Below are 14226 nucleotides of genomic sequence, written 5' to 3'. Positions count from 1 at the left end.
TCCATGAAATGAGGGATGAAAATGCTTACGGAAGAACGACATCAAAAAATTTTACAATTGTTAGATCAAAAATCAGTCGTCAAATCGCAAGAACTTGCTAGCTTGTTCAATGCTTCAGAATCCACAATCCGCCGCGATTTACAAGAATTAGAAGACGCCAATTTGTTAGAACGCATTCACGGCGGCGCTAAGCGTATTCTTAATTTAGGCTTTGAACAAAACATGACGGAAAAATCAATCAAAAACACGCACGAAAAGCAAAAGATTGCTTCTTTAGCCGCTAGTTGTGTACAAGATGGCGATATGATCTATTTAGATGCTGGTTCAACCACGTTAGAAATGATCCCTTTTTTAGTTGGGAAACAAATCCATGTAGTGACGAATTCCGTGCATCACGCTGCAAAACTTAGCGATATGGAAATTCCCACTATTATGCTTGGTGGTACTTTGAAGCTCTCCACTAAAGCAATCATTGGTGCCACTAGTATGGAACAGCTACAACATTTTCGTTTTAACAAAGCTTTTTTAGGAACTAACGGCGCACATTTAGAGTTTGGTTTAACAACGCCTGATCCCGAAGAAGCAGCGCTAAAAGCCTTGGCTATTCATCAAGCAGAAACAGCCTATGTTTTACTGGATCATACAAAATTTAATGAAGTAACGTTTACCAAAGTGGAAGAATTAGAGTCAGTTACTTTACTAACTGACTACTGCCCTGCTGAATCACTTCAAGGATTCCAGCAAAAAACTATTTTAATGGAGGCAAACAAATGATTTACACAGTGACTTTAAACCCTTCTATCGACTTTATCGTTCATGTCGATCATCTACAAATTGGTGATTTAAATCGGATGACGAATGATTTTAAATTACCTGGCGGCAAAGGAATCAACGTTTCACGTATTTTAAAACGTATGGAGACAGAATCCACTGCCTTAGGTTTTTTAGGTGGTTTTACAGGCTCATTCATTGCTGATTGGTTGAAAAAAGAAGAAATCCAAACGAATTTCACTCCCGTGTCTGCTGATACACGAATCAACATTAAATTGAAATCAGATACTGAAACAGAAATTAACGGCTTAGGACCTGCTCTAACAAACGAAGAAATTCAAGAACTAAAACAAGCAGTTAGTCGTGTTCAGGCTGGTGATATTGTTGTTCTTTCAGGAAGTACACCTGCTTCTCTACGCAAAGGATTTTACGAAGAGTTAATCCAAATTGTGAAGGAAAAAGGCGCAGAATTTGTTATTGATACAACAGGTGAAGATTTAATGAACGCTTTGTCACAAAAGCCTTTATTGGTCAAGCCAAATAATCATGAGTTGGCAGAATTATATCATACAACCTTTACAAGTGTTGAAGACATTTTACCTTATGGACATCGGTTACTAGAAGAAGGAGCGCAACACGTAATTATCTCAATGGCTGGTGATGGTGCATTACTTTTCACAACAGAAGGTGTTTATCGTTCCAACGTTTTAAAACGTCCACTGAAAAATTCTGTCGGCGCTGGCGACTCAATGATTGCTGGTTTTATTGGCAACTTTTCAAAAACACAAGATCCTTTAGAGGCTTTCAAATGGGGTGTCGCTTGCGGTAGCGCGACCGCATTTTCTGATGATTTAGCCTCAGAAGATTTTATCCAAGAACTTATTCACGAAGTAACAATTGAAAAAATTTCAGAATAAATCCACTAAGGGAGGAAAATAGAGTGAACATTAATGATTTATTAATAAAAGATGTCATGATTATGGATTTACAAGCTACTGATAAAAAAGGCGCGATTGATGAAATGGTCCAAAAATTATACGATGGTGGCCGCATCTCTGACATTGACACTTACAAAGAGGGAATTTTAAAACGCGAAGCACAAACATCGACTGGTTTAGGCGACGGCATCGCTATGCCTCACGCAAAAAATAGTGCCGTAAAAGAACCGACAGTTCTTTTCGCTAAAAGTAAAAAAGGTGTTGATTATGAAGCACTAGATGGACAACCTACTTATCTATTCTTCATGATTGCTGCTCCAGAAGGCGCCAATGATACACATCTCCAAGCGCTTGCGGCCCTTTCTCGATTACTTATCGATCCAGACTTTGTTGGCAAATTGAAAGAAGCGGAAACTCCAGAAGCAGTACAAGCTCTTTTCCAAGCAGCAGAAGATCAAAAAGAAGCGGAAGAAAAAGCAGAACAAGAACAAACAACGCCAGCACCAGAAAGCAATCGTAAATATATTATTGCTGTGACTGCTTGTCCTACAGGAATTGCTCATACTTACATGGCTGAAGATGCGCTGAAGAAAAAAGCAAAAGAAATGGGCGTAGACATTAAAGTAGAAACAAACGGTTCAGAAGGAATTAAAAATCGTTTAACTGCTGAAGATATTGCTCGTGCTGATGGCGTGATTGTCGCAGCCGATAAAAAAGTAGAAATGAATCGTTTTGATGGTAAAAAATTAGTCAATCGTCCCGTCAGTGATGGAATTCGTAAAACCGAAGAACTAATTAACTTAGCCATTAGTGGTGAAGCTCCTACTTTCCATGGCAGTGACTCGGCTGCAAGCGACCAAGAGGATTCAGCGGAAGGTTCAATCGGTTCTCGTATCTATAAAGATTTAATGAATGGTGTTTCTCATATGTTACCTTTCGTTATTGGTGGCGGAATTGCCATTGCTCTTTCCTTTATGATTGATCAATTTATCGGGGTTCCTCAAGATCAATTAGCCAATTTAGGTAATTACAATGACGTAGCTAGCTGGTTTAACCAAATTGGTGGCGCAGCATTTGGCTTTATGTTACCTGTCTTAGCTGGTTTTATTGCTTCTAGTATTGGGGATCGTCCAGGCTTAGTTGCTGGTTTCGCCGCTGGTGCGTTAGCAAACGCTGGAGGCGCTGGGTTCCTTGGGGCCCTAATCGGTGGTTTCTTAGCTGGTTATGTAGTGGTTCTTTTACGTAAAGTTTTCAAAGGCTTGCCAAAATCATTAGATGGAATTAAAACCATTTTATTCTATCCAGTTTTTGGTTTGATTATTACAGGCTTATTAATGTTAGTCATTAACATCCCAATGAAAGCAATTAATGATGCGTTAAATCATTTCCTACTTGGCTTAGATGGCACAAATGCAGCTTTACTTGGTGCCTTATTAGCTGGTATGATGGCCATCGACTTAGGTGGACCAGTTAACAAAGCTGCTTATGTTTTCGGTACAGCTACGCTAGCAAGTACTGTTGCAGAAGGTGGCAGCGTGGTCATGGCTTCTGTAATGGCTGGCGGAATGGTTCCTCCATTAGCAATTTTCGTAGCAACTCGTTTATTTAAAAATAAATTTACAAAAGATCAACAAGATGCCGGCTTAACCAATATTGTAATGGGCCTTTCTTTTGTCACTGAAGGGGCAATTCCTTTTGCAGCAGCTGACCCATTACGTGTGATTCCAAGTTTCGTGGTAGGTTCTGCCTTTACTGGTGCGTTGGTTGGTGCGTTTGGTATCAAATTATTAGCACCACATGGAGGAATCTTCGTCGTCTTCCTATTAAGTAATCCATTACTATATCTATTGTTCATCTTAATTGGGGCGATTATTTCAGGAATTGTCTACGGACTTTTGAAAAAACCTGTCGAAGTACCTGCTTAAAAAAACAGCAAAAAAGCGATTCAACCATGGTTGAATCGCTTTTTTATTATTTTCTCTTTATCGCATAATTTTCTAAATACTCAGGATTTCCTTTGCTTCTGATATACGTGTACACGCCCATCACAAAGGCCCCAAGGGTATTGGTAAATAAATCCCCCATCGTATCCATTAAAGCAGCACGCCCAATAAATGGTTGGCCGTTGGACATATTATAGCGTTGTAAGTTCATGTTCCCTAATGAATCGCAGATAAATTCCCAGAATTCCCAGAAGACGCCACAAAGCCCTGCAAATGCAAACCCAAATAATAAAAATAACCACGGGGAAACATCGGCGTACTTCGTTTTCTTCAATAGGAAAGCAGCAATACCATAACCCACAGCAGTTAACAGCATCGGACTAACAAAATGTAAAATTTTATCCCAGAACGAAATGATTGAAATCATATGCAACGAAGTTCCTAGGAATACTGAAATAAATAAGAAAAACCAGTAAAAATAAACGATAGTCGGTGGCATAATAATTTTTAAAAATTTATTGACAAGATCTGGTAAAAAGATCAGCCCAATTCCAAGTAAACATTCGATAACAAACGTCACACCTTGTTTTGTTGAATACTTAGCCGTAAAAAATTCCCAGAGATTGTATGTCAAGCATAAGATGCCAAACACCACTAATCCATATTTAATTTTCGAATAATTTTTATCCATTTTGACACACCCTTTCAAAAGTTATTTTATATGAAAAAAACTGTAGATGAAAGACACCTTCCATCTACAGTTTTAGAAAACTCTATCGAATGAAGAGCTTATTAAAAATGTTTATTTTTCAACAGCTGTTTCAGTAATTGTTTCAACAGCACGTTTCATACGAATATCGTGTTCTAACATGTCGTTGTTTAATACTTTACGTACTTGCGCTTCAGGCATGTTGTATTGTTCTGCTAAATCTTTCACTTCAGCATCGATGTCTTCTTGTGTTACTTCGATGTTTTCAGCTTTGGCAACTGCTTCAATCACTAAGTTTGTTTTTGTGCGTGTTTCTGCTTCGCCTTCAAATTGTTTGTGTAAATCTTCTTCTGTAGAACCAGTTAATTGGTAGTACATTTCAGGAGAAATTCCTTGGCGTTGCATGTTGTTTAAGAATTCATCCATTGAACGGTGAACTTCGTCGTGAACCATTACGTGTGGTAATTCAACGATTTCAGCATTTTCAACAGCTAAACGAATTGCTTCTTCGTCTTTTGCTTCTTCAGCTGCTGCTTCTTTTGCTTCTGTCAATTCTTTACGGAATTTTTCTTTTAATTCGTCTAATGATTCTACTGAATCGTCAACGTCTTTTGCAAATTCATCATCCAATTCTGGTAATTCTTTTGCTTTTACTTCATGAACAGTTACTTTGAAAACTGCTTCTTTACCAGCTAAATCTTCTGCTTGGTAATCTTCAGGGAAAGTAACGTTTACTTCTACTTCTTCGCCAGCTTTTTTGCCAACTAATTGGTCTTCAAAGCCTGGAATAAATGAATTAGAACCTAATTCTAATGAGTAATTTTCGCCTTTGCCGCCTTCAAATGCTTCGTCGCCTAAGAAGCCTTCAAAGTCGATAACTACAGTGTCGCCATTTTCAGCAGCGGCATCTTCTTTGATTACTAATTCAGCTTGAGATTCTTGTTCGCGTTTCAAACGTGCTTCCACGTCTTCATCTGTTACTTCACGGTCTTGTTTAGACACTGTTAAGTTTTTGTATTCGCCTAATTTTACTTCAGGTTTTACAGTTACTTCAGCAGTGATAACCCAGTCTTCCCCTTTATTCATGCTTTCAACATCAATTTTTGGTTGTGCTACTGGTTCAATTCCTGCTTCTAAAACAGCCGCTTCATATGCTTCTGGTAAAACAGCGTTTAACGCATCTTCGTATAACGCTTCTTCTCCATACATACGGTTAAAAACAGTACGTGATACTTTTCCTTTACGGAAACCAGGTACGTTTAAGTTTTTTTTCACTTTATTGAACGCTTGCGTTAATCCTTTTTCGATTACTGCTTGTTCGATTGAAAAAGTTAATACACCATCATTAGTGCCTTTTTTTTCCCATTTCGCAGACATTTGTTTCCCTCCGAATAACATTTAATTTTATACATCAAACTTTATTTATGCATACCTTTAAATAGTACACTATCTGTGGGGAAAAGTAAATATTTAAGGCGGGAAGAAGCGCTGAAAGTTGAAATTTTCTAACTCAAAGTTTTTTTAATTCTGTTAAATAAAGGACACGATCAAAATAAGTTAGCAAATTTTGATCATGGGTTACAACAATTACTGTCTTACCTTGTTTATTCAACTCTTTTAAAGCTTTCATCACTAAAATACCATTCTCTTTATCTAAAGATGCTGTTGGTTCATCAGCAAAAATAATCTTAGGTTGTTTCAATAAAAGGCGAACCAAAGCCACTCTCTGTTGTTCACCACCACTAAGTGTGTACACTTTTTCATTGAGTAAAGAAGCAATATTAAATTGTTCTAATGCTTCTTCGATAGCTACATCATCTTGCGTCACTAAATACAAATTTTCTTTTACTGTTTCATTATCAATAAGTGCAAAATTTTGAAATAAAAAACCAGCATCCTTTTGAAAAAAATAACGGCGCTTTTTCTTAGTTAATTTTCCACGATTAATTAATAGTTCACCGGTAGAAAGTTCTTCAAGTTGACCTAAACAATTTAATAATGTTGTTTTTCCACTACCACTTTCTCCAACAATTGCGACCATCTCACCTGAAAATATTGTAAAGGATAACGATTCAAAAACCCAAGATTGATTGTATCTTTTACTAATATTAGTTGCTTGAATTTCCATAAATTAATTCTCCTTTTTTATAATCGTTAGACGAATTGTTTTTTCGACACTTGTAATAATAAGAAATAAAAAAAGCAATTCAAAAAATAAAACGAAAGGAATAATTTTTATTACTTGAAAATTAGTAAAAGTAATCATCATCATTGCAATAAAAGAAATTAATATCATCCCCAATAAATAAAGCCCATGCCTTTCAACAAAAGACTTCCCAAAAATGTACTGTAAGAATAATTTCTTTTTATTTACTTCTAGATAAGTAAAACTTGTATAAAAAACAACAATAACAAAGACTATACTTAGTATTATTAATGAAAGTGATAAAATCTGCATCTGCGACTGAGTCTTTTGTAATTTTTCTAAGCCCGTGTCCTTAGAAGCAATAATACCTGAAAATTCATTTGTTAATCCTTGATAATTAATTTCTTGATTCACTAACTTAGGTTCTTTAAATAGATAATGTCCTTGCGAAATTTCCGAAATTAGTACATCCAATTCATCTCCTAACTGTTTAAGCGATAAAACTAAAATAATTGGATTTTTAGATAACGTATCTTCAGGCTCTAAGCTATTAAAATTAAATAGTTTTTGATTATTCGCCAAAAAGAGCTGTTCGATTGTTATTTCATTTAGCGAATCTACCTTCTTGTTTTGATAAAAAGCTACTCGTTCCTTTGCTTCTGATTGAATCACAGCTAATTCATTCTTCCTGTTCTCTGGGACAAGTAAATAATTTTTATCCTGAGATAATTTTTGAATTGGCTGATGTTTGTCACCTTTTACTTCTACAACATCTAGAAAATGACTATTCACCACTAAAAAAGGAACCTTATCTAGATATAAATCTGAACCACCCGAACCTTCTTTCAGTAGCCATTCATTATTATTAACTAAAATAGCCTGATGATTTTCCAGAAAATCAATAAAAGGCTTCATTCGTCGATTAATTTCTTGAGATTTACGTTTTTGCTTTTCTGGCGTTAACAGTTTACCTGGTAAAAGGTCACTATCTGCTCCAATCGTCAATGTATAATAGTCATCAACTTGTGTCCATCTAGACAAACTTGTTTGTAGTTCTTTTACTGTTTCTCGTTCATTTAACAAAGTAAATAACAATATTACAAATAAACAGACAAGTAAAAATTTTAAAATATAATTACTATTTAACAACAAATGATATGGTTTTTTTCCCTTTAATTTTTCCATAATAGTCGACGATGTCTGAATAAACAGATGGCCAAATAGCAAAATAAAAAATAAAAACAATGCTATAAAAAGCCAAACAAACAAATAGTACTTCCATAGAACGTTATAAAGAATCACAAACAAACTCACGACAATAGTGGTCAGAACTATATCCACAAAATAATTGTTCAATAAATGTTTCCACATACTTTGCCCATGAATCAGATAAATTCCTGCCTTTTTCATTTGAGTGATATAATAAACCAAAATTGATAAAGCTGTACATAAAAATAAAACACTGGACAATATTCCTATGTTATCTGTTAAAATCCCAAATAAAAGTTTGATTGTATTAGATTGTTCTATAGAAACATCTAAGCCTAGTTCTTCAAAGGTCTGATTAATAGAAATAGGCGGTATGCTTGTTAAAACATATATTCCTAACACATTTTCATTCGTTAATTTGCTACTATCATAAAAATTTGTTTTGGTAGGAAAACGCTGACTATCATAATAAAATTCAGTTGTTTTTCCTTGTGAGAACGTAAAAATATTTTTCTCTGTTTGACCTTTGTTATTGACACTAAAATTAATTTTATGAATATCAATCTGGTTTTGCTGAGCATAGCTTTTTATCTCTTTAAAAATCTTATTGGAGGTACGTTTTTTATCCCAGTTTTCTACTATAACAGTAGTTTTTGTATCTGGAACAACCAAATCAATCGTTTCTATCATAAAAGTTGATAACGTATATAAAAAGCAAACAGTAGAAATAATTAAAAGTATCCTATATATTTTTTTCATTAGTTTATTCTTTTCAAATAAATGAAAGTAGCTAAGCTTCCTTAGCTACTTTCATTAAATTAACCTACAATCAAACTACCAAACGCCCCACCATGCTTTATTGCCACTAAATGCTCTAGAGACTGTTGCAGAAGCGTTGCCTCCAGAATATGCATAACGAGTAAGTTTAGTTTTACCAGAAGCTGTAACATACGCTCGCTTACCTCTTGGTAAATATTGAGCATAGGTCGTTCCTCGACCAGGCATTCCTGTTACTCCACCAAAAAATGTATTATAGGACATTGCTAGTGCTGAAGCACTTCCGATCAAAAACATTCCTGCAACAAACAACAAAACTAATTTTTTCTTCATCATAAACACTCCTTTCTTTAACCTTAAAGCAATTATACTTGTTTTAAATTTATCTGTAAATATTTTTTTTATAAAATAAAATATTCAACAGGATAAAGTAACTTAATAATAACACCCATCTAAATAAAATAATTTTTCTAAAAAAAACCATTTTTAAAATAGCTTTTAAAACAGCTATTTTCTTCCCAAGTATTCAGTAAAAAAATGATTAAATATATTTGAAACCAAATATATTTAATCAAAAAATAAAAATTCAATTTCCTTATAATAGGTATTAAAAAACACCTCAATCAAAGATTGAGGTGTTTTTTTGCAGTTGCTTAATTATTTTGTATATTCTTCAACTAATGCAACGACTTCTTCCATCGTGTCGCATTCTTTTAATGCGCGGTCAGCAAGTTCAGCCATTTTAGTTGTGTCTAGACGTTTCATCAAGCTACGTGTTTTAAGGATAGATGTAGCACTCATTGAGAACTCATCTAAGCCCATACCCAATAGTAATGGAACAGCTGTTTGATCGCCCGCCATTTCACCACACATACCAGCCCATTTACCTTCAGCATGTGCTGCATCAATTACATTTTTAATTAAACGTAAGATTGATGGGTTGTATGGTTGGTATAAGTAAGAAACGCGTTCGTTCATACGGTCTGCCGCCATTGTGTATTGGATTAAGTCGTTGGTTCCAACACTAAAGAAGTCTACTTCTTTGGCAAATTTATCAGCTAATACGGCAGCTGCTGGAATTTCAATCATAATACCTACTTGGATATCGTTTGAAACTTCAACACCTTCGTTGACTAATTTTTGTTTTTCGTCTTCAAAGATTGCTTTCGCTGCTCTAAATTCTTTCAAAGTAGCAACCATTGGGAACATGATACGTAAGTTACCATGAACAGACGCACGTAATAATGCACGCATTTGTGTACGGAACATGCCGTCACCTAGTTCTGATAAGCTAATACGTAATGCACGGTAACCTAAGAATGGGTTCATTTCGTGTGGTAATGTTAGGTAAGGAAGCTCTTTGTCCCCACCAATATCCATTGTACGAACCACAACGGGTTTTCCTTCCATTCCTTCAAGAACTGCTTTATACGCTTGGTATTGGTCCTCTTCAGTTGGAAAGTCAGATGAATCCATGTATAAGAATTCTGTACGATATAAACCAACAGCTTCGCCGCCGTTTTTGTGTACGCCTTCTAAATCTTTTGGTGTACCAATGTTTGCAGCTAACTCAACATGTTTGCCGTCAGCTGTCACTGTTTCTGCATTTTTTAGTTTATCCCATTCTGCTTTTTGATCTGCATAAGCTTTTGCTTCTGCTTCAAATTCAGATTTTTCAGCATCTGTTGGGTCAATAATAACATCCCCAATGATTCCGTTCACTGCTAAAATATCGCCTGCTTTTACTTTGTCAGTAATTTCTTTTGTACCAACGATTGCAGGGATTTCTAACGAACGAGCCATGATTGCTGAGTGAGAAGTACGTCCGCCGATGTCTGTCACAAAGGCTTTAACATACGTACGGTCTAATTGTGCAGTATCACTAGGTGTTAAGTCGTGGGCAACCACGATTACTTCTTCGTTAATCATTGAAGGATTTGGAAGAGTCACACCTAATAAATGTGCTAAGATACGTTTGGCAACGTCACGAATATCTGCTGCACGCTCTTGCATGTAAGCATTATCGTCCATTGCTTCAAACATACCAATATACATATCCGTAACTTCTTTCAAGGCAGCTTCTGCATTGACTTTGTTGTCTTGGATATTTTGTTTGATTTGACCAACCATTTCTGGGTCAGATAAAACCATTAAATGAGCATCGAAAACTTGCGCTTCTGCTTCACCAAGGCTTTGAGCTGCTTTGTCGCGAATTGCTTGCAACTCTTCAGTAGATTTTGCTAAAGCATCGTCTAAGCGAGTTGCTTCTGCATCAGTATCTTCTACGGAAGTTTTGTTGAAAGACAAGTCAGGTTGAACTAGCAGGTAAGCTTTAGCAACAGCAACGCCATCACTTGCGGCAATCCCTTTTAGCATCTCAGACATTATTCAGCCAATCCTTCTTTTTGTAATGTTTCAACGATTGCTGCCATTCCTTCAGCTTCGTCAGCACCATCAACAGTGATTGTTACGTCAGAACCTTGACCAACGCCTAAAGACATAACGCCCATGATTGATTTTAAGTTAACAGATTTACCTTTGTATTCTAAGTTAATATCTGAGTTAAATTTGCTTGCAGTTTGTACTAATAAAGTAGCTGGACGTGCGTGAATTCCTGTTTCTGCTACAATGTGAAATTCTTTCTTTTCCATATAAATCGGTCTCCTTCGTAAATAAAAAATTTTTATGTTAGGGTTTTCCTTTCTTGATACGCTAAAATCAAACGTCTACTCGAAAAAAGACCCTTTCAGTTTCTAAGATTACCATTTTTTTCTATCTTACACAACACTTTTTGCTTAAATTTCGTGATGTTTTGCACTGACTATTCTTCCTCTTTTTGGTAACGATAAATGATTCGTCCATTTAACCCCGCTTCTCCAACAATTTCCGCGCGGTCAGGCAAAGAAATCCAAGCATCACGAAATTGGAAAAATTCATTTTGCTCCACGATTAATTCAGAGATTTCTCCAGCTTTTAATGAAGCAATTTTTTCTACAAAAGGATTTTCAGCCATTGATTTCACCACTCTTTCTCTTAAATATCAACTCTTATAGTTTACTTGAAAATGGCGCAATTGTCTGTAAAAAAATCGAATCTTTGCCTTTTTTTAAACAAGGTCTTTTACTTGATTCTCTTACAAAAAATGCTATAATGACCTCAAAGGTCAAAAATGGTCAAGTGGTTTTATAGACAGAATTTATTCCTGCTATCTAGTACTTGGCTGGTTTGAGGAAAAATGGTCTGTTTACTAGAAATAATAGAGCAAACAGCTATTTTTCTGGCCTCAGTTATTTTGAAAGGATGTGTTTCATTCAATGATTTGTCAAAATTGTCAACAAAATGAAGCAACAATTCATTTATATGCAAATGTGAATGGTCAAAGAAAACAACTGGACTATTGCCAAAGCTGCTATCAAAAATTAAAAAATCAAGCAAATAATTCCCCTCAAAATATGGGACAAGACCCTTTTGGCTTTGGGAGTTTAGACGATTTATATCGTTCTCTTTCTCGCCAAATGCAACAAGGTAATCCTTATGAACAACAAACACCACCCACTCAATTTGGTGATGGTGGTAATGGCGGTCAACCCCCTCGCGGAGGCGCTGGCGCTGGTCAAGGTTTACTAGGCGAGTATGGGATTAACATCACCGAAGCGGCACGCCAAGGAGATATCGATCCTGTGGTAGGACGTGACCAAGAAATTAAGCGTGTCATTGAAATCTTAAATCGCCGCACAAAAAACAACCCCGTTTTAATCGGTGAACCAGGTGTTGGTAAAACAGCCGTTGTCGAAGGTTTAGCCCAAAAAATTGTCGATGGCGATGTGCCCCAAAAATTATTGGACAAAGAAGTCATTCGTTTAGATGTGGTTTCACTTGTTCAAGGAACTGGTATTCGCGGACAATTTGAAGAACGGATGCAAAAATTGATTGAAGAAATCACTGAAGCTGAAAATGTCATTTTATTTATTGATGAAGTCCATGAAATTGTGGGTGCTGGTGCTGCTGGTGATGGCAATATGGATGCTGGCAATATTTTAAAACCAGCCTTAGCACGTGGTGAATTACAATTAGTCGGTGCCACAACTTTAAATGAGTACCGTATTATTGAAAAAGATGCTGCCTTAGAACGTCGGATGCAACCAGTCCAAGTAGATGAGCCAACCGTTGACGAAACCATAACGATTTTACATGGTTTGCAAAAACGTTATGAAGATTATCATCATGTTAAATATACAGATGAAGCGATTAACGCAGCAGCAAACTTATCCAATCGTTACATTCAAGATCGCTTTTTACCAGATAAAGCGATTGACTTGTTAGATGAATCTGGTTCAAAAATGAATCTAACTATCCAACTCGTCGATCCAAAAACAATTGATAAAAAATTAGCAGAAGCGGAACAACAAAAACAACAAGCTTCCGCAGAAGAAGATTTTGAAAAAGCGGCTTATTATCGTGATCAAATCAATAAATTACAAGCAATGAAAGAAAAACAAATCAGCGATGAAGAAACACCCGTCATCACTGAAAAAGATATTGAAGCCATTGTGGAACAAAAAACTGGCATTCCTGTCGGTGACTTAAAAGAAAAAGAACAAACCCAATTGAAAAATTTAGCTGTTGACTTAAAAGCTCATGTTGTCGGACAAGATGATGCCGTCGATAAAGTAGCTAAAGCGATTCGTCGCAATCGTGTAGGCCTAGGCAAACAAAACCGCCCAATTGGTTCCTTCTTATTTGTAGGGCCAACAGGCGTTGGTAAAACAGAATTAGCAAAACAATTAGCCTTTGAGCTATTCGGTTCAGAAGATTCGATGGTTCGTTTCGATATGAGTGAGTACATGGAAAAACACAGTGTCTCTAAACTGATTGGTTCTCCTCCAGGCTATGTTGGGTATGACGAAGCTGGACAACTCACAGAAAAAGTCCGTCGTAATCCTTATAGTTTAATTTTATTGGATGAAATTGAAAAAGCGCATCCTGATGTTTTACACATGTTTTTACAAATTCTCGACGATGGTCGTTTAACAGATGCACAAGGTCGTACGGTCAGCTTTAAAGACACCATCATTATCATGACAAGTAATGCTGGAACAGGTGCTGTGGAAGCCAACGTTGGCTTTGGCGCTGCCCGTGAAGGTGTGACTAAATCTGTTTTAGGTCAATTGAACAACTTCTTCACCCCCGAATTCCTTAACCGTTTCGATGGTATTATCGAATTCAAAGCATTAAGCAAAGAAAACCTGATGAACATTGTCAGCTTGATGTTAGAAGAAGTAAATGGCTTATTAGCTAAACAAAAATTACACATTGAGGTTCCAACAGAAGTCAAAGAGAAACTCGTTGATTTAGGTTATGATCCTGCAATGGGCGCTCGTCCTTTACGTCGAACAATTCAAGAACAAATTGAAGACGGCATTGCTGAATACTATCTAGATCATCCTGAAAATCATCAATTAGTCGCAGCGTTAGATAACGAAGGTAAAATTATCGTAACTGGCGCACAAGAAGTGACTAAAACAGAAACTTCAACATCTGACCAAGCAGAATAATCAAAAATCCACACGCATTAATAACAATGCGTGCGGATTTTTTTATGCTTTTCACTTTTTATTTTCATCAAAAAAAACTATAATAGAAGAAAGATATTCGTATACTTGTTCCTCATAGAAAAAATTCAATCTGGAACTCCTGTACATAATTGGAAACGCTCTTTTGCAGCACACAACT

The 14226-nt window shown here is 36.1% G+C and carries 12 protein-coding genes; 4 read left to right on the top strand and 8 right to left on the bottom strand.

The features are described 5' to 3' along the window. Positions 1–21: 21 nt before the first annotated feature. From IGK03_RS02295 to IGK03_RS02285, 3 genes are read left to right on the top strand one after another with little or no spacing between them, the layout of a single operon-like run. Positions 22–774 carry a DeoR/GlpR family DNA-binding transcription regulator gene (locus IGK03_RS02295; protein WP_002381250.1) on the top strand — a complete coding sequence of 251 codons (753 nt, stop codon included), beginning with the start codon at positions 22–24 and terminating at the stop codon, positions 772–774. After that, positions 771–1688 (top strand): 1-phosphofructokinase, encoded by a 918-nt coding sequence (gene pfkB, locus IGK03_RS02290; protein WP_002363177.1) that lies wholly within the window; start codon positions 771–773, stop codon positions 1686–1688. Before IGK03_RS02295 ends, pfkB begins: the two co-directional genes overlap by 4 nt. 23 nt (positions 1689–1711) lie before the next feature. Then, positions 1712–3634 (top strand): PTS fructose transporter subunit IIABC, encoded by a 1923-nt coding sequence (locus tag IGK03_RS02285; protein ID WP_002382993.1) that lies wholly within the window; start codon positions 1712–1714, stop codon positions 3632–3634. 46 nt (positions 3635–3680) lie between these two features. On the opposite strand, the gene IGK03_RS02280 is transcribed toward IGK03_RS02285, so the two are convergent. From IGK03_RS02280 to IGK03_RS02245, 8 genes are all read right to left on the bottom strand, one after another. Beyond that, positions 3681–4343, bottom strand: coding sequence for a hypothetical protein (locus IGK03_RS02280; protein ID WP_002355557.1), 663 nt, complete (start codon positions 4341–4343; stop codon positions 3681–3683). A gap of 111 nt (positions 4344–4454) precedes the next feature. Beyond that, positions 4455–5738 carry a trigger factor gene (tig, locus tag IGK03_RS02275; protein WP_002355556.1) on the bottom strand — a complete coding sequence of 428 codons (1284 nt, stop codon included), beginning with the start codon at positions 5736–5738 and terminating at the stop codon, positions 4455–4457. Between the two features lie 133 nt (positions 5739–5871). After that, on the bottom strand, positions 5872–6489 hold the full coding sequence (locus IGK03_RS02270; RefSeq protein ID WP_002396972.1) for an ABC transporter ATP-binding protein: 618 nt from the start codon (positions 6487–6489) through the stop codon (positions 5872–5874). A 3-nt stretch (positions 6490–6492) separates the two neighbouring features. After that, positions 6493–8475, bottom strand: coding sequence for a DUF1430 domain-containing protein (locus IGK03_RS02265; protein ID WP_010713886.1), 1983 nt, complete (start codon positions 8473–8475; stop codon positions 6493–6495). A 75-nt stretch (positions 8476–8550) separates the two neighbouring features. Continuing rightward, on the bottom strand, positions 8551–8826 hold the full coding sequence (locus IGK03_RS02260) for a hypothetical protein (RefSeq protein ID WP_025187913.1): 276 nt from the start codon (positions 8824–8826) through the stop codon (positions 8551–8553). Between the two features lie 324 nt (positions 8827–9150). Next, on the bottom strand, positions 9151–10878 hold the full coding sequence (gene ptsP / locus IGK03_RS02255) for a phosphoenolpyruvate--protein phosphotransferase (protein WP_002361251.1): 1728 nt from the start codon (positions 10876–10878) through the stop codon (positions 9151–9153). Continuing rightward, complete coding sequence (locus tag IGK03_RS02250) at positions 10878–11144, bottom strand: phosphocarrier protein HPr (protein WP_002355551.1); 267 nt, start codon at positions 11142–11144, stop codon at positions 10878–10880. Before IGK03_RS02250 ends, ptsP begins: the two co-directional genes overlap by 1 nt. A 170-nt stretch (positions 11145–11314) precedes the next feature. Further along, positions 11315–11506, bottom strand: a complete 192-nt coding sequence (locus IGK03_RS02245) for a hypothetical protein (protein WP_002366170.1) — start codon at positions 11504–11506, stop codon at positions 11315–11317. Positions 11507–11807: 301 nt separating this feature from the next. Between IGK03_RS02245 and IGK03_RS02240 the strand changes: the two genes are divergently transcribed. Beyond that, positions 11808–14048: an ATP-dependent Clp protease ATP-binding subunit gene (locus IGK03_RS02240; RefSeq protein WP_002375936.1), complete on the top strand. Its 2241-nt coding sequence runs from the start codon at positions 11808–11810 to the stop codon at positions 14046–14048. Positions 14049–14226: the final 178 nt, after the last annotated feature.

Origin of the sequence: Enterococcus sp. DIV2453a (assembly GCF_050533535.1) — a bacterium.
Classification (GTDB): domain Bacteria; phylum Bacillota; class Bacilli; order Lactobacillales; family Enterococcaceae; genus Enterococcus; species Enterococcus faecalis.
The sequence above is the reverse complement of the archived record's forward strand: the minus strand, read 5'-3'. Positions and strand labels throughout refer to the sequence as shown.